The organism is Fulvivirga sp. AWR4_260 (genome assembly GCF_056158185.1).
The window spans coordinates 965,650-981,581 of record NZ_JBSWSU010000001.1 but is presented as its reverse complement, the minus strand read 5'-3'; the positions used below and the strand labels follow the sequence as shown (position 1 = coordinate 981,581).

15 protein-coding genes and 1 tRNA gene are annotated in these 15,932 nt (G+C 36.3%); 9 read left to right on the top strand and 7 right to left on the bottom strand.

Features of this window, described 5'->3' with window-relative positions; translation table 11 throughout:
- Nucleotides 1-42 precede the first annotated feature (42 nt).
- Nucleotides 43-912 carry an SDR family oxidoreductase gene (locus tag ACXACQ_RS04195; protein ID WP_474974673.1) on the bottom strand — a complete coding sequence of 290 codons (870 nt, stop codon included), beginning with the start codon at nt 910-912 and terminating at the stop codon, nt 43-45.
- A 153-nt stretch (nt 913-1,065) separates the two neighbouring features.
- Between ACXACQ_RS04195 and ACXACQ_RS04190 the strand changes: the two genes are divergently transcribed.
- A complete protein-coding gene (locus tag ACXACQ_RS04190; protein WP_474974672.1) occupies nt 1,066-1,434 on the top strand; it encodes a winged helix-turn-helix transcriptional regulator in 369 nt (122 codons plus the stop codon).
- Nucleotides 1,435-1,605: 171 nt separating this feature from the next.
- Here the strand turns inward: ACXACQ_RS04190 and ACXACQ_RS04185 are convergent, their stop codons facing one another.
- Both ACXACQ_RS04185 and ACXACQ_RS04180 read right to left on the bottom strand, forming a co-directional pair.
- The gene (locus ACXACQ_RS04185; protein WP_474974671.1) at nt 1,606-2,817 is read right to left on the bottom strand and encodes a THUMP-like domain-containing protein; all 1,212 of its coding nucleotides are present in this window, start codon (nt 2,815-2,817) and stop codon (nt 1,606-1,608) included.
- 22 nt (nt 2,818-2,839) lie between these two features.
- Entirely contained in the window at nt 2,840-3,832 is a 993-nt protein-coding gene (locus tag ACXACQ_RS04180; protein WP_474974670.1) for an aspartate-semialdehyde dehydrogenase, read from the bottom strand.
- 84 nt (nt 3,833-3,916) lie between these two features.
- Here ACXACQ_RS04180 and ACXACQ_RS04175 point away from each other — a divergent pair, with 84 nt between their 5' ends.
- Entirely contained in the window at nt 3,917-6,532 is a 2,616-nt protein-coding gene (locus tag ACXACQ_RS04175; RefSeq protein ID WP_474974669.1) for a lamin tail domain-containing protein, read from the top strand.
- Between the two features lie 81 nt (nt 6,533-6,613).
- Nucleotides 6,614-6,781, top strand: a complete 168-nt coding sequence (locus ACXACQ_RS04170; protein WP_474974668.1) for a hypothetical protein — start codon at nt 6,614-6,616, stop codon at nt 6,779-6,781.
- Between the two features lie 11 nt (nt 6,782-6,792).
- On the opposite strand, the gene ACXACQ_RS04165 is transcribed toward ACXACQ_RS04170, so the two are convergent.
- On the bottom strand, nt 6,793-7,869 hold the full coding sequence (locus tag ACXACQ_RS04165; RefSeq protein ID WP_474974667.1) for an isoaspartyl peptidase/L-asparaginase family protein: 1,077 nt from the start codon (nt 7,867-7,869) through the stop codon (nt 6,793-6,795).
- A 160-nt stretch (nt 7,870-8,029) separates the two neighbouring features.
- Between ACXACQ_RS04165 and ACXACQ_RS04160 the strand changes: the two genes are divergently transcribed.
- The 3 genes from ACXACQ_RS04160 to ACXACQ_RS04150 are packed head-to-tail and all read left to right on the top strand — an operon-like array spanning nt 8,030 to nt 9,777.
- Nucleotides 8,030-8,413 carry a TraR/DksA family transcriptional regulator gene (locus ACXACQ_RS04160; RefSeq protein ID WP_474974666.1) on the top strand — a complete coding sequence of 128 codons (384 nt, stop codon included), beginning with the start codon at nt 8,030-8,032 and terminating at the stop codon, nt 8,411-8,413.
- 1 nt (nt 8,414) lies between these two features.
- The gene (scpB, locus tag ACXACQ_RS04155; RefSeq protein ID WP_474974665.1) at nt 8,415-8,981 is read left to right on the top strand and encodes an SMC-Scp complex subunit ScpB; all 567 of its coding nucleotides are present in this window, start codon (nt 8,415-8,417) and stop codon (nt 8,979-8,981) included.
- Between the two features lie 34 nt (nt 8,982-9,015).
- Nucleotides 9,016-9,777, top strand: coding sequence for a pseudouridine synthase (locus tag ACXACQ_RS04150; RefSeq protein ID WP_474974664.1), 762 nt, complete (start codon nt 9,016-9,018; stop codon nt 9,775-9,777).
- Here ACXACQ_RS04150 and ACXACQ_RS04145 read toward each other — a convergent pair.
- Together ACXACQ_RS04145 and ACXACQ_RS04140 are read right to left on the bottom strand one after the other, a co-directional pair.
- Nucleotides 9,774-11,153, bottom strand: a complete 1,380-nt coding sequence (locus ACXACQ_RS04145) for a sensor histidine kinase (protein WP_474974663.1) — start codon at nt 11,151-11,153, stop codon at nt 9,774-9,776. The two genes, ACXACQ_RS04150 and ACXACQ_RS04145, sit on opposite strands and share 4 nt — an antisense overlap.
- 215 nt (nt 11,154-11,368) lie before the next feature.
- Nucleotides 11,369-11,441: transfer RNA gene (locus tag ACXACQ_RS04140), tRNA-Phe, on the bottom strand.
- 82 nt (nt 11,442-11,523) lie between these two features.
- Here ACXACQ_RS04140 and ACXACQ_RS04135 point away from each other — a divergent pair.
- Both ACXACQ_RS04135 and ACXACQ_RS04130 read left to right on the top strand, forming a co-directional pair.
- Nucleotides 11,524-12,855: a 4Fe-4S dicluster domain-containing protein gene (locus tag ACXACQ_RS04135; protein WP_474974662.1), complete on the top strand. Its 1,332-nt coding sequence runs from the start codon at nt 11,524-11,526 to the stop codon at nt 12,853-12,855.
- A gap of 26 nt (nt 12,856-12,881) precedes the next feature.
- Nucleotides 12,882-13,679, top strand: coding sequence for a (Fe-S)-binding protein (locus ACXACQ_RS04130; RefSeq protein WP_474974661.1), 798 nt, complete (start codon nt 12,882-12,884; stop codon nt 13,677-13,679).
- A gap of 55 nt (nt 13,680-13,734) precedes the next feature.
- On the opposite strand, the gene ACXACQ_RS04125 is transcribed toward ACXACQ_RS04130, so the two are convergent.
- Nucleotides 13,735-15,207 carry a Kelch repeat-containing protein gene (locus tag ACXACQ_RS04125; protein WP_474974660.1) on the bottom strand — a complete coding sequence of 491 codons (1,473 nt, stop codon included), beginning with the start codon at nt 15,205-15,207 and terminating at the stop codon, nt 13,735-13,737.
- Between the two features lie 169 nt (nt 15,208-15,376).
- On the opposite strand from ACXACQ_RS04125, the gene ACXACQ_RS04120 reads away from it, so the two are divergent.
- On the top strand, nt 15,377-15,862 hold the full coding sequence (locus ACXACQ_RS04120) for a hypothetical protein (protein ID WP_474974659.1): 486 nt from the start codon (nt 15,377-15,379) through the stop codon (nt 15,860-15,862).
- Nucleotides 15,863-15,932 lie beyond the last annotated feature (70 nt).

Genomic DNA, 15,932 nt, shown 5'->3' with positions numbered 1-15,932 from the left:
GATATAAAAAAAGCGCATGAGTTAAATGCGCTTTTTTGATGCTTATTTATAAACCTCTGTTAAGAAGTCTTTTATTGTGGTCGGTTTTTCACCTATTATGGTTTCGAGATCGTGAGATATCAGATCTAGGTCTCCGTCTTTTATAGCTGTAGCGAAGCCAATAATGATGTCAATAATTTCTTTTGGTAAGCCAGCTCCTTTGAGTGCTTCTTCGTATTGCTCCGCAGATGGTGATACATACTTAATATCTTTACCTGTAATTTCAGAAATTGTTTGAGCTACTTCTTCAAAGCTGAAATTGCTACTGCCTGTTATGTCATAAATTTTGTTTTTATAACCTTCAGAAGTAAGAACATTGGCAGCCGCTTTTGCCATGTCATTTTGTGAGGCTGATGATACCCTTCCTTCTCCTGCAGGTAAAAATACAGTGCCCGTTTCTAAAACTTGTGACCCTAAAAATTGACCTATTGCCTCGTGATATAAATTATGTCTCATAATAGTAAAGGCCAAGCCAGAGGCTTTGAGTAGCTCTTCTGTTTTTATGTGTGAGGCACCAAGGTCTGCTATTGATGAGGTGGCAGTTTCATTTCTTCTTTCAAAGCTGGTGTAGATAACATGGCCAACTTTCGCTTCAATGGCAGCATTTACTACATTTTCATGCTGTTTGCCTCTTGCTGGCATATCATTTCCTGATACAAAATATAGTTTACTCACCCCTTGAAATGCACTAACTAAAGATGTGTAATTGTCATAGTTTCCTTCTATTAGTTTTACCCCATATGTAGAGAGTAAATCTTCGCCTTTTTTAATATCTCTGACTAAAGCGCTTACTTCAATATTGCTGTCTTTCTCCTTTAGTGCTTTAATAACTTTTTGCCCTAGGTTGCCTGTTGCTCCTGTAATTAATATCATAATATTAAAATTTAACTTTTCTCCTAATACTTACTTTAGGTTTATTACTTACTTTTGTATACCAAAGGTAAATGTAAAGTATAGAGTGAACAAGAAGGCACCTGATAATCAATTACTTACCTTAAAGTAACTAATGTTGATAACCAGATAGTTATGCACGAAGAAAAAAATAAAAAATATTATGATCTAGGTAATTGCCCCGTAAGAATGGTGCTAGATCGCTTTGGAGATAAATGGTCTACTTTGGTATTGATCATATTAGGAGATGAAGGTAAGCTTAGGTTTAGTGAGTTGAAAAGTCATATTAGTGATATTTCGCAAAAGATGCTTACAGTGACATTAAAAACATTAGAAGCCGATGGGTTAATTGTAAGAACGGTTTATCCTGAAGTGCCTCCAAGAGTAGAATATCATCTTACAGAGATAGGAAAAAGTATTTTGCCTCACATCAATGGCTTGGCAGATTGGGCTAATACCAATATGGACGCTATTTTAACCTCGAGAAGTAATTACGTAAGGTAAATTGTATATGGAGTTATTAAAGCAATTTGCTTTGTTTTTTGCGGTGCTTTTCGTTGTAGGTTGTGTTATTGGATTGTATAAACCATGGCTTATGTTGTGGTGGGAAGCCACCCAATACCGAATGCGTATTTTAAAGGTTTATGGAGTGCCTGCAGTTGTTTTTAGCCTTATTTATCTTGGTTGTTGTTGGTTTTCATGACCAACTTTTTCTGTAACTGCTATTTTTTTCTGATTGTTGACATCTGTAAATGCAAAAAGATACACATCACCTCCATCTTTCAGTTTAGTTTTTGCTCTGATCTTTTTCACATCATCGGGGAAATTACGACAGGTTATATTTGCCTTTTTTTCAGGTATGAGTTTTAAAAGTTTCTTTTTATCGTACTCAACTACCTGGTTAACCTTAAACTTCCTTCCTGGAAAGTCTCCTATAAATTGGTCTGAGCTATATAGGTGAGTATTAGTATGTAGTTTAATAACATCAAAACTTTGGCACAAACTATTAAATAAGCCTGCTTTCATTACAGAGGCATTGGGCTCATAAAGGTAGTTGGTAATTTCTCCTAAGTTGGCTGTGCTGGCTTGTTCATTAAGTAATTTTACTTGGTATTGATCAGTGCCTAGAGAGTTTATATTGACGGTGTTTACCTCAGGGTTAGTGGTCTCATTTTGGTCAAGTATGTATAGTACTTCTTTGCATTCATTATTAACAGCTACAACATGAATAGCCTTGACATTTTTAAGGCTTTTTAATGCTAACGCAATATCCATCATTGGAGAAGCCTTAATCATTAGTATGGGAGAAATACTTAATATCTTGGGAGCTAGAGTTACTATATTCGGTTCACAGTCTTCAAACTTAAAAACCTTTTCATTATGATCCCCTCTTCTGGCGGGGTCAATATATATAGCATCTACTTCCTTCTGTAGGTCATTTAAGTACTGCTCTGCCTCCGTGTTATAACTTGTGATATTGTTGGCATTTAACTGGGTGAAGTTATGCTTCGTAATTTGGCAAAGTTTGTCAAACCTTTCTATGTAGTCTACAGATTTGAATGATTGTGCCAAAAAGTAAGTGTCTACTCCAGAGCCACCCGTAAGATCTACTAATTGATGACCTGAAATTAACGAAGCTTTGAATTTAGCTGTTAGCTCAGAGGAACACTGCTCCATGGATAATGGAGGAGGGAAAATAATGTTGTCCGTAGCATACCAAGTGGGAAGTTTATTCTTAGCTTTTTTTCTAGAGCCAATTTGTGCTGCTACTTCTTTTATATCTACACCATTAATTTGTTGGTGCTTTAATGAAAGAGAAAAAGGATCATGGTTTTCATGATCCTTTATGAATTGTTGTACTTCTGGTAGTAATAATGACTTATTCATCCAGTAATGAGTACTTAGATTTTTAGTATACTAAATTATTAGCTGCTAAAAACTCAGCAATTTGAACAGCATTTGTTGCCGCACCTTTTCTTAAGTTGTCAGCTACTATCCACATGTTTAGTGCGTTAGCTTGAGATTCATCTCTTCTTAATCTACCTACAAAAACTTCATCTTTTCTGTGAGCATTTAAAGGCATTGGGTAAACATTGTTAGCTACATCATCCTGTATTACAATACCCGGAGTGCTTGCTAACAATTCGCGTACTTCTGCAAGATCGAAATCTTTAGCAAATTCAACGTTTACAGACTCAGAGTGGCCGCCCATTACAGGAAGTCTTACTGCTGTAGCTGTAACTGCAATGGTGTCATCACCTAAAATCTTTTTGGTTTCATTCACCATTTTCATTTCCTCTTTAGTATAACCATTATCTTGGAATACATCGATGTGAGGAAGCACGTTCATGTCAATTTTGTGTGGATAAACCATGTCTCCATCTTTTCCACTTCGCTCGTTCATTAACTGATCTACTGCAGCTTTACCCGTTCCGGTAACTGACTGATAAGTAGATACTACCACACGTTTTATCTTATATTTCTTATGTAGAGGTGCTAATGCTAATACCATCTGTATCGTAGAACAGTTGGGGTTAGCAATGATTCTGTCATCAATTCTTAAGCTATCAGCGTTTATTTCAGGCACCACTAATTTGTGGTCAGGGCTCATTCTCCATGCCGAAGAATTATCCACTACAATGCAACCAGCGTCTGCAAATTTTGGAGCCCACTCTAAAGAAGTGCCTCCACCTGCAGAAAAAATAGCTACATCTGGTTTTTTAGAAATAGCCTCGTCCATACCGATAACAGTGTAAGTCTTACCCTTGAACTCGTAAGTTTTACCTACTGATCTAGGTGAAGCTACAAGGAATAATTCATCGAAATCAAAATTTCTTTCTTCGATAACTTTTAGTACTTCCTGACCTACAAGGCCAGTAGCACCTACTACTGCTAATTTCATCTTGTTATTATTTACTGTTATTCTCTGTAAAAATAGTGTTTTTTGTCTTTTTTATAAGTTATATTCAGTAAAATCAGAGGCTTTATGAGGGTGAAATATAGCTTTTTAAGTATAATGCTTTATTTATTAGCTACTAGTAGTGATATTTTAGCCCAGCTGCAAGAAAATTTTAGTGATGGTGATTTTTCTTCCAACCCAGAATGGACGGGAGATTTAGCCCTTTGGCAAGTGACAAATGAAGAGTTGCAAAGCAACAGCTTGGGGGCAGCAGTGTACGCTATTAGTACTAGCTGCAATTTGATTTCTAACACCATTTGGGAGTTTGACTTTAATTTAAAGTTTGCCACTTCCGGAGCTAATTATGTAGACGTTTTTCTTGCTAGCGATGAACTTAGTTTACACGAATGTAACAATGGCTACTTTTTAAGAATTGGTGATACCGATGATCACTTTGCTTTGTATAAAATCGAGAATGGAGGAGCTCCTTCTGCATTACTCATAAGTGAGTCAAAACTTGTAGGTAGTAGTTCTAATAATCTTTTTTCCATTATAGTTACTCACGATGATCAGGGCCTGTGGGAGGTAAGTTATAAATCTCCTTCGAATGATGAGTTTATTTCTATAGGGTCAGTTCTTGATATGAGTATTGAAAGTTCGGCAGCTTTTGGTTTTAAAATAACTCAATCTTCTGCCGCTAGCCCTAGGCAAAACCATTTCTTTGATAACATTTCAGTTCAAAATATAGGGGTAGATAATAAGGCTCCTGAGCTTAGTGCTATAGAGCTTGTTGATAATAAAACTATTACGCTGGTTTTTAGTGAGGCTATGAGTGAGCCTGCTTTAATCAATAGTGCTAATTATAGTATTTCTCCGGCACTTGATGTAGAAAATGTCACAATGGCTGAGGGAGGAAAAGCAGTACAGCTAGTGGTGGCTAATGGCTTTACTCAAGGACAACTTTATTCTTTAGAGCTGAATAATACAATCACGGACTTGGCAGGAAATGAACTCCTTGAAACTAAACATGAATTCAAATATTTTTTGCTTAATAAGCCGGTTTATAAAAGTGTGGTTATCAATGAAGTGATGGCAGACCCATCACCAGTGGTAGGTTTGCCAGAGGCTGAGTTTGTAGAACTATACAACATTTCATCTGATCAATATTATGACTTATCATCATGGACTGTTTCAGATGGAAATTCTTTAGGAGTAATTGAGGAGGGGTTAATTCTGGAGCCTAAAGAATATGTTATATTATGCGATGAGCGTGATAAAGGTGAATTTTCATCTTACGAAAAAGTATATGGAGTAAGTAGCTGGCCCAGTTTAAATAATAGTGGTGACAATGTAATTTTGAAAAGTGGTGAAGGCGCTACTATTGATTCAGTCTTATATGATGATGCATGGTATAATAGTTCTACGAAAGCTGCAGGAGGATGGACTTTAGAGTTGATTGATCCTGGTAATTTATGCAGCAATGAGCAGAACTGGACTGCTTCGCAGGATTTGGATGGAGGAACTCCAGGCAGAGTAAATTCTGTAAAAAGCAATAAGCCAGATCTTTCTCCTCCTGTTTTAATAAGTGCTCTCGCTCTACAATCGAAACTTGTTACACTTCAGTTTAATGAACCCTTAGATGCAGAAGAGGTAGAGGTCAATGATTTTAGTTTGTCAGGTGGTATATCTATTGATTCTGTTTATATCAACTCTTCATTAACTGCGGTTACCTTGGTTTTACAAAATGATTTGAAACCTCAATTTGACTATACTTTAATATTGAACCATCTGTCAGATTGTTCAGGAAATTATATCGATCTTATAGAAACTAAATTTAGGTTAATTGAAGAAGGTTTAGTGAACGACATAGTTATTAACGAGGTGCTTTTTAATCCTAGAAGTGGAGGAGTTGATTTTGTTGAGTTATTTAATGACTCTGATAAGTTTATAAATCTTGAAAAGTGGGCATTGTCAAACCATGAATATGATAATGATTCTTCTGATTTTGACTTAATTGTTGATGCTGATATTCTTGTAATGTACCCTAAAAGCTATATAGCCTTAACTACCAATCCACAAATTATAGTAGAACATTATCCATTATCATTAGCTGAGCATATTGTTGAAGTGTCGAATTTACCGTCATTTCCTGATGATGAAGGCTCGGTAATTTTGCTTAATGCTGGTGAGATTATAGATAGGTTCAATTATGACGAAGAATTACATTTTAAACTTTTAAGTAACGTTGAAGGCGTTTCTCTTGAAAGAGTTGCTGCCGATGAAAGTGCAGCAAATAATGATAATTGGAAATCAGCGGCATCAACTATTGGTTTTGCTACCCCTGGTTATATAAATTCTCAGGCTAAAAATGAAATAGCGGGTAATGATAATCAGGTTTTTGTTACACCGAAGGTAATTGTACCCGATGGTGATGGTGTTGACGACTTTACTACAATAAATTATCGTTTTGATCATGCGGGCAATGTGGCTAATGTTTACATCATGGATTTGTCAGGAAGAATAATTAAGACTATTGCTGAAAATGCTTATTTGCCTGAAGATGGCTTTTTTACTTGGGATGCCGTAGGAGATGATGGATTAAAAGCTAGGGTTGGATATTATATCATTTTATTTGATGTGTTTGATATTAATGGAGGACAGCAGCACTTTAAGAAAAAAGTAATAGTGGGGACCCGCTTTTAAATACGTGAATTATTGAGTATATTATGAATTATACACCCTCCGGACATGTTATTTTAATGCTAATACTAAAAAGATATTATTATGAACTGCGTTATCAATAATTCAATTTTATTTCACTTAAGAAATGGCCGCAAAGTAGAGGTGGTTAAAAGATATATTAAAATGAAATATCGTATTAATATAGATATTGAAGCACTGCAAGCTAGGGTAAAAGATATCAATGCCTCTTATAATCTGGAGCTAACGTAAATTTCTAATGGCTATTTTTCGCCATACATAAACGTATGAGGATCATTTTCCTTGTTGATGTAACCTCTAAACATACCTGTGGTGTTAAAAGTCATGCTGATATTGCCTGCTTGATCTAAGGCTATAATACCTCCTGTGCCGCCAGCTTCAGTTAGTTTTTTTGTAATAACTTCTTTGGCTGCCTGTTCTAAAGTAAGTTGATTGTACTTCATATTCGCTGCAATATCATATGCAATCACAGCTCTGATGAAATATTCTCCATGGCCTGTGCTGCTCACACCACAAGTTTTGTTGTCAGCATATGTTCCTGCTCCTATTATTGGCGAGTCTCCTATGCGCCCATATTTTTTATTAGTCATACCGCCAGTAGATGTTCCGGCTGCTATATTTCCTTTGCTATCCAAAGCCACACAACCCACAGTGCCGTATTTATAATCAGGATACTTTTTCATATAGGCAGTTTCTTTTCTTTCTTGAGCAGCTTTTACCTTTAACCATTGTTCATGTCTTCTTTCGTTGTAAAAGTAAGATGGATCTACTATTTCCAAACCTTCTTGTTTTGCAAAAACCTCTGCCCCATGCCCTGCCATCATTACATGCGGAGATTTTTCCATTACTGCTTTTGCAGCTAGTATTGGGCTTTTTATTGTAGATACTCCGGCTACGGCACCAGCCATGCTGGTGGCGCCATCCATAATAGAGGCGTCTAATTCATTCTTGCCTTCGGAGGTAAACACGGATCCAACACCGGCATTAAATAATGGTGAGGCTTCCATAACCTGAATAGAGGCTGCAACTGCATCTATAGCACTTCCTCCCTGTAATAGTACAGAGTATCCTGTGTTGAGTGCTTCTTGAAGCTTTTTGTGGTATTCCGCTTCTCTTTCTTTACTTATGTTTTCTTTAGATATGTTGCCCGCACCACCATGAATGACTAAGGTTATTGGTCCTAGTTCAGTTTGAACCTCTTTAGGGCTTTTGGTGTTTACTTCTGAAGTTTGATTATCAACAGGTTTATTGCATGAAAACAATACTAAACAAGAGATGAAACTTGCGATTGCCACCAAGTTGAAATATATTCTATGCATAAAACGAAATTTTAAATGCGTAATTTAACATTGGTACGCTTTAAATCACAATAGAGGCGTTTAAGAATTTATTAGGTTTAAAATTTTTTGTTTTTCAATTTCATAAATTATTTTTAGGCGATTTATTAAAAATCGAAGTATAACATAAACATTTATTCTAATGGGAGAAGAAAAGACGCGTTACTCAGATGCAGAATTAGCTGAATTTGAGGAGTTGATCAACGGAAAGCTTGAGAAGGCTAAAAATGAGCTTAAAATATTAAAAGGTACTTTGAATAAAAGTAATGATGAAGGCACTGATAGTACATCAGGTAATACTAAAGTGTTGGAAGATGGTGCAGACACTGCTGAGAAAGAAAATCTTAGCCAGCTAGCGGCTCGTCAGCAAAAGTTTATCAATAACCTTGAAAATGCTTTGGTAAGGATCAAAAACAGAACTTATGGAATTTGCTCCGTTACAGGTAAGCTAATATCTAAGGAAAGATTAATGGCTGTACCGCATACTACACAATCTATTGAAGCTAAATTAAAGCAGCAGAACTGATTTGGACTTTTTACAAAATCACATTGAGGCACTAATATTTTGTTCTCCTTCCCCCATTAAAATGAAAGAACTACAAACATGTCTTTCTGAGATGTTTGAAGCGGAGGTGCCTCAGGAAGATATAGAGGCGGTGATTGAAAAAATTACAGAAAAATATGAGGCTGAAGATTATAGCTTTGGCCTTAATAATTTGGGAGGAGGATATCAGTTTTTAACCAAACCGGCATATCAGGCAAGTATCGGTATTTTATTAAAACAACAATCAAAAAAACGACTTTCTACTTCTGCGTTGGAAACTTTGTCTATCATTGCATATAAACAGCCGGTTACCAAATCGGATGTAGAAAGTATACGTGGTGTTAGTTGTGATTATGCCGTGCAGAAACTGCTAGAAAAAGGCTTAATTGAAATGAAAGGCAAGGCTGAGTCGGTAGGAAGACCTGTGTTATATGGTACTAGCGATGCTTTTATGGAATATTTCGGTATCAATCATTTGAATGAACTGCCTACACCTAAAGATATAGCTCAGCTCGATGATAACGTAATTGGTGAAGAATCTGATAATTAATAATTGATAAATACAGTAGTGATACTGCGTTAAAATGAAGGGTAAAAGAAGAGGAGGAAAATCTAAAGAGATTAACCTCAAAGAAGTGTCTGAAGCAATAAGACTTAATAAATATATTGCTAATTCTGGTGTCTGCTCTAGAAGAGAGGCAGATAAGCTTATTGAAAGAGGCGAGATTACCGTAAATGGTGATGTCGTGAAAGAAATGGGATATAAAGTTCAATTTAGTGATGTGGTAAAGTTTAATGGAAAAAAACTACGCCCTGAAAAATTGGTTTATATTCTGTTAAACAAACCTAAAGACTTTATTACTACTACTGATGATCCTGAAAACAGGAGAACGGTAATGGAGTTAGTAAAAAATGCATGTGAAGAAAGGATTTATCCGGTAGGTAGATTAGATAGGAATACTACTGGCCTTTTACTGTTTACTAATGATGGTGAATTAGCTAAAAAGCTAGCGCATCCTTCGCATAACATTAAAAAAATATATAAAGTAGAGCTCGATAAGAATATAACCAAAGACGATTTTGCTAAAATTCAAGATGGTTTAATGCTTGAAGATGGCCTTGCTCCTGTTGATAACTTAGCTATGTTAGAAAATGCTAGGTCTCTTGGAGTAGAAATTCATATTGGTAGAAATAGAATTGTAAGGCGCATATTTGAGCATTTGGGATATGAGGTAGTAAAGCTTGATCGAGTAATGTATGCAAGTTTAGATAAGCTCAATTTACCTAGAGGCAAGTGGAGACCACTTACTGAAAAGGAAATTATTAAGCTTAAACATATGAATTAACCTTTAGAGAGGGGAAGGCGAACTGTAAAGGTAGTTCCTTGCCCTCTTGTTGATTTTACCCGTATGGTGCCGTTAAGTTTTTTCACTGCTTCTTGAACTATATAAAGGCCAAGCCCTGAGCCTGTGGAAGAAGCCGAGGCACGATAAAACATTTCAAATACCCTTTTTTGTGCACTTTTGGGTATTCCTATACCATTGTCCTTGATTTTGATGCTAATATGATTGTCCTCTTTTTGGAAGGAGATTTTTACATAGGATGATTCCTTGGTGCCATCATGGTATTTTATGGCATTAGAAATGAGGTTATGAAATATGGTGTTGATCTTTATTTTATCGCTGTAAAAGGTGTTGTCTTCATTTTCTTCATAAATAAGCTTTACTCTATTAGCGCCATCATTAAACTCTAAAGAAGTTTTTATGTCGTTGATGATAGTGTTGAAATTAAGTAGGTCTATTTTAAGCTTGTGTTTAGCGCTGCGTGCATAGGCTAAGATATCGCTAATTACAGCATCTAGTTTTGTTACACGGTTTTCAATTTGCTGAAAATACTCTAAAGCTTCTATGTCTTTTATTTGAATTTTACCCAAATCAATCAATCCAATGATTGACGCTAACGGTGATTTTAAATCGTGTGAAGTACTATAAAAAAAGGTGTCTAAATCTGTATAAGCTTTTTCGAGATCTTTCCTTTCATATTCTAAAAGCCAAATGGCCATGCCCATGCCAATAAGAGCTTCTATAAAGAAATCAAGTAAGCCCAGGTACTTCACATAGTAAAGGTTGAAGTCCATGCCTAATACGGGCAATAGCATTACGGTGAATGCGTGAAGTTGCTCAACTCCATCAACCAAAAATGCCATGATCAATAAGCTCTCTCCTATGCTTTTGTGCTTGTCGCGGTTCTTTACCATCCAGATGCCTACAAAAAGGAATGCGAGCCCAGTTATTAGCGCCCAGATGCCGCTCCGTGTAAAGGTCTTAAGGGTATCATCAGTGTAGAATAAAACACTGGTTAAAATGCTCAGGGTACCGGCAGTTGCAAGTGTTTTTCGCACATGGGCGTTGTAAAACTTTTTATTAACAATTAACGACCAGCAGCCTAGCAGTAGTAAGCTTACTTGCGTGTATGCAGCAAATAATGATACTGATGATGAAAGTATATCTAGCGGGGCTGAGAGTGTATATCTCCATGAGGTATAATGTATGACAGAGCGACTCAGCATATAGAAGGAAAAAGCCCACCAGCTCCACGACCATAATTTGAGGTACCTTTTCTTGTAGATTTTGAATGTGTACAGGAATAATGTGGCTAATATGATAGCCCAAATTCCTTGAATTAAGTCTTGAAATAGAGGTCTGGCTAGGTAGTCGGTCAAGTTGCTTCTGGTTAAGTATTGAAGATAAATACTAGAAACTTAGTTATCAAGAAGTATTATAAATTAAGAGTAAAATAGTATGCAAGCATACTATTTCTTGAACAGAAATCTTAACTTTAGGTTATATTGATTAAAGTAATGAAAACGATTGAAACGCTTAAATATGGAAATAACGCAAATAAAAAAGGCCCCGCTTTTAAAGCGAGGCCTTCATGTGGTGCTGAGTGGGCTCGAACCACCGACTCACGGATTTTCAGTCCGATGCTCTACCAACTGAGCTACAGCACCGTTGAATGGGATGCAAACCTAGTGAATAATTTCATTAGTGCAAACAAAAGCTAAAACTTTTTTAAAATAATTTTTGGTTTACATGGAATACCTACAACAAATACTGTTTTTAATAACCTTGGGAGTTGCAGCATTTTTGCTGTTTAAACGCGTTAAACGCATAAAATCTAATATCAACCTAGGTAAAGATATAGACTTAAAAAATAACCCGTCAGAGCGATTAAAAAATATGATGCTCGTGGCTTTTGGTCAAAAGAAAATGTTTAAAAGGCCAGTGCCTGCATTTCTTCACCTGATGATTTATGTTGGTTTTTTAATTATTAACCTGGAAGTGTTAGAGTTTGTGGTGGATGGCATCACAGGGCATCATAGAATTTTTGCACCTTTTTTAGGAGGGCTTTACCCTGTGTTGATGAATGTGTTTGAATTTTTGGCCGTAGCGGTTTTAGTGTCTTGTGTTGTATTTCTAATAAGAAGAAATGTTATTCGCCTTAAACGTTTTCATAGTAAGGAGATGGCAAAGTGGCCAACTTTAGATGCTAATCTAATTTTAGTTATTGAAATAGTTTTAATGATGGCTATTTTGACAATGAATGCGTCAGACCAAGTGCTTCAAACTAGAGATGATCATTATGCGGCTACAGGATCATTATTCTTTAGTTCGTTTTTAATTCCTCTCTTTAGTGGTTTCGATACTGGAGCATTAATTATAATTGAAAGAGCTGCTTGGTGGTTTCATATTGTTGGTATACTTGGTTTTGCTGTATATGTCACTTATTCTAAACACTTGCATATATTTTTGGCGTTTCCTAATACTTATTTTGGAGACCTTCAGCCTAAAGGTGAGATGCGTAACATGGATGCTGTGACCAATGAAGTGAATATGATGTTAGGCATTCCTACAGATCAGGCTGCAGCTGCACCACCAGAAGAGATTGCTCGTTTTGGTGCAAAAGATGTAAATGACTTAACCTGGAAAAATATTTTGAATGCATACTCGTGTACAGAATGTGGTAGGTGTACATCTGAGTGTCCGGCTAATCAGACAGGTAAGAAGCTGTCGCCTCGAAAAATAATGATGGATACAAGGGATAGGGCTGAAGAGGTTGGTAATAGCTTGGCTTCTGGTGGTAAAGGACTAGAGGATGGAAAATCTTTATTGGGTGATTATATATCTAAAGAAGAGATTAATGCTTGTACAAGTTGTAATGCATGCGTAGAGGCATGTCCTATAAATATTAATCCGCTGGAAATAATATTAGAAATGAGACGGTTTGTTGCAATGGAAGAATCTGGTTCTCCAGCTTCATGGAACAGTATGTTTCAAAATATTGAAACCAATTTTGCTCCTTGGAAATTTGCGCCTACCGATAGGTTTAAATGGGCTGATGATTTGAAAAAAGAAAATGCCTGATTTTTTACTTCTAAAATTTAATTATCATGACTGAAAATATAAATAATGTACCAACAATGGCAGAGATGTCTGCTAAAGGCGAATCTCCAGAAATTTTATTTTGGGTTGGTTGTGCGGGTTCATTTGATGATAGGTATAAAAATGTGACGCGTGCATTTGTGAAGATTTTGAATAAGGTAGGGGTTTCTTTTGCTGTATTGGGCCCAGAGGAGGCGTGCACGGGTGATCCGGCTAGAAGGGCTGGTAATGAATTTCTTTTTCAGATGCAGGCTGTAGCTAATATACAGGTCATGAATGGCTATAATGTAAAGAAAGTAGTGACTGCTTGTCCGCACTGTTTTAATACGATTAAGAATGAGTACCCAGCGTTAGGGGGTAATTATGAAGTTATTCATCATTCAGCTTTTTTGCAGCAGCTCATTAATGAAGGTAAAGTAACTATGAAGGGTGGTGGGGAATTTAAAGGCCGTAAAATTACTTACCATGACTCTTGTTACTTAGGGAGGGCTAACAGTGTTTATGAGGCTCCAAGGCAGGTGTTAGAGGCTTTGGATGCTGAGCTTGTAGAAATGAAAAGGTGCAAAACCAAGGGGTTTTGCTGTGGTGCAGGCGGTGCGCAAATGTTTAAAGATGCAGAGAAAGGGGATAAAGAAGTTAATATAGATAGAACTGAGGAGGCATTGAGTACTGGAGCTGATACCATAGCTGTAGCCTGTCCGTTTTGTATGACAATGATGAGTGATGGAGTGAAGAATAAAGAGAAAGAAGGGCAAGTGAAGGTGAAAGATCTTGCGGAATTAATAGCTGAGTCAGAGGGTTTATAGTCTCAGAGTTATTTAAAGTAAAATGGCTTAGTGTTAACACTAAGCCATTTTTTATTTAAAGCTTTATAAAACGAAGTGTTGTTGTAGAAGAGCTGCTCCTAATGGAGATGTAATAAATGCCTTTTCTTAATTCGCTTATATCTATGTTTGTTTTTGATGAGGTCTTTAAAACTTGTTGCCCGTTTGATGAAGAGATTAATATTTCATAATTAGATGCATTTTTTACCCCTAGTATGTTGATTTGATTGGTGGAAGGGTTAGGAAATACAGATGTAGACGGAGTGTCGAACTCTTCTATGCTTGTAGTTAGTTTTTCATCAACATCTATAACCGAAATGGTGAAGTTTTTCTTGATAAAGGCACCATCCCCGTCTGTAGAAATAATTACAATATTGTATTCATTTTGTGTTTCGTAGTCTAGTGCTTCTTTAGAAGTAATTATGTCACCAGAGATAGTGAAAAACTGATTGTCAGCTGTGTTGCCAAGACTATAAATGAATGTGTCATCTGCGTCCATATCTTCCGTGCTGAGTGTGGCGCTGAAAAGGTTGTTTTCTTCTACTGAGGTGGAAGAAATGTTGATATCCGTAGGAGCTTCATTTGGAGGTAAACTTCCTATTTCCACTAGATCATTGTAATATTTTCTCTGAAACCCAACGGTATTACCAAAACCAAGGTAGGGCTTATCATTAAAAACAAAACTTATCATCCCACTTCTTTTAGTGGTTAAATTGGCTGTATTGTCATAAGTTTTTATCTCATTGTTTTCGGGGTGAAATGCGCTGATATATAGTTGGCTTCCATAAGCCAGATAAATGGCGTTTCTGATTACGAATGATGTGGCTCCGTAAAAATTTAGCTGATCAGAAGAGGCTATAACCTCAGTCCATTCACCTGTTTCGGGGTCATAGCTATGAACATCATTTCTCTGAATAACAGTATTCGATGAGGTGTATTGTCCGCTGATAATATACCCTTTGTTATTTACGGTTGCTCCTACTGCACCTGCTCTTTTGGCGTTATTGAACGAATTAACACTTGTCCAGTTGTTTTTGGATGGGTTGTAACTCCAGAAGTCAGAAAGATACTCTGTGCCATTATTGCCTGTGCCCACATATCCTAATGAGTCAATAGTAAAGCTCGCGGCAGCGTATCTCCCTCCGCCCTTAAAGTTTGCTATTTTGCTCCATTCATCTGTTTCTGGGTTGTAGCTGTAGAAGTCTGAAAGTACAGAATTGCTGCCATCTCTACCTAAACCTACATATGCTTTGTCGTTAATTATAAATACGGTGGCTCCTTTTCTGGCTTCTCCAGGAAAATCTGCTTTTTGAGTGTATTCCTTACTTTCAGGATTATACTGCCATAGGTCGTTAAATACTTTCGATGCATTAGTTCCTAGGCCAATATATGTATGATTATTAATTGTAAAAGAAATTGCGCTGCTTCTTTCTGTAATATTTTCTACTGTGTTTGCTGTAGCAACAGAGCTGATAAATATTAAAAACAAAAAAATGTAAAATTTTCTCATTTTCATGCATGTTTAAGATTGTACTTGATTGCAAATATATTATAATTTATTTATATATACGTTAATATATTTTTAATCGGATTTGTAACTGCCCTTAAAAAACCCTGTATAATTTTCTTGCGTAGAACTGAAAAGACTACATGTGGGTTAATTTTTATAAATTTGTTATATGCTTATACCTTTTAATGAATTGCCAGGAAATGCTCGGGTTTGGGTATATCAGGCGGATAGAGAACTTAATACAGCTGAATTAGAAACCTTAGATCAGTATGCAGCTAGCTTTACAGAGAAATGGGCCGCTCATGGTATATCGCTAAAGGCTGGTTATCAGATTTTGCATTCTAGATTTTTAATACTTGCTGTAGATGAACAATACCATCAGGCTAGCGGTTGCTCTATAGACAGTTCCGTACATATGATTCAGCAATTAGAGCAGGCCATTAATGTAAATTGGTTTGATAGAACTAAAGTTGCTTTTATCTTAAATAATGAAGTTTTTGTGGAGTCTTTGAATAACTTAAAAGGTAAAGTGAATGACGGGATTATTAATAAAGATACATTGATGTTCAACAATAATGTTGCTAATAAGGAAGACTTAGAGCATAATTGGCTCGTGCCGGCAGGCACTACGTGGATGAGTAGGTATTTTAAATAATATATTTTTATTAAAATATTACCACTGTCGTTAGGTCAATGCGACTGATATGATATAAATTTAATCAAAG

Excerpts from the sequence above, each read along its gene's own strand:
- ACXACQ_RS04195 (WP_474974673.1), bottom strand. The coding sequence starts at position 912 with ATGATATTAATTACAGGAGCAACAGGCAACCTAGGGCAAAAAGTTATT.
- ACXACQ_RS04190 (WP_474974672.1), top strand. The coding sequence starts at position 1,066 with ATGCACGAAGAAAAAAATAAAAAATATTATGATCTAGGTAATTGCCCC.
- ACXACQ_RS04185 (WP_474974671.1), bottom strand. The coding sequence starts at position 2,817 with ATGAATAAGTCATTATTACTACCAGAAGTACAACAATTCATAAAGGAT.
- ACXACQ_RS04180 (WP_474974670.1), bottom strand. The coding sequence starts at position 3,832 with ATGAAATTAGCAGTAGTAGGTGCTACTGGCCTTGTAGGTCAGGAAGTA.
- ACXACQ_RS04175 (WP_474974669.1), top strand. The coding sequence starts at position 3,917 with ATGAGGGTGAAATATAGCTTTTTAAGTATAATGCTTTATTTATTAGCT.
- ACXACQ_RS04170 (WP_474974668.1), top strand. The coding sequence starts at position 6,614 with ATGAACTGCGTTATCAATAATTCAATTTTATTTCACTTAAGAAATGGC.
- ACXACQ_RS04165 (WP_474974667.1), bottom strand. The coding sequence starts at position 7,869 with ATGCATAGAATATATTTCAACTTGGTGGCAATCGCAAGTTTCATCTCT.
- ACXACQ_RS04160 (WP_474974666.1), top strand. The coding sequence starts at position 8,030 with ATGGGAGAAGAAAAGACGCGTTACTCAGATGCAGAATTAGCTGAATTT.
- ACXACQ_RS04150 (WP_474974664.1), top strand. The coding sequence starts at position 9,016 with ATGAAGGGTAAAAGAAGAGGAGGAAAATCTAAAGAGATTAACCTCAAA.
- ACXACQ_RS04135 (WP_474974662.1), top strand. The coding sequence starts at position 11,524 with ATGGAATACCTACAACAAATACTGTTTTTAATAACCTTGGGAGTTGCA.
- ACXACQ_RS04130 (WP_474974661.1), top strand. The coding sequence starts at position 12,882 with ATGACTGAAAATATAAATAATGTACCAACAATGGCAGAGATGTCTGCT.
- ACXACQ_RS04125 (WP_474974660.1), bottom strand. The coding sequence starts at position 15,207 with ATGAGAAAATTTTACATTTTTTTGTTTTTAATATTTATCAGCTCTGTT.
- ACXACQ_RS04120 (WP_474974659.1), top strand. The coding sequence starts at position 15,377 with ATGCTTATACCTTTTAATGAATTGCCAGGAAATGCTCGGGTTTGGGTA.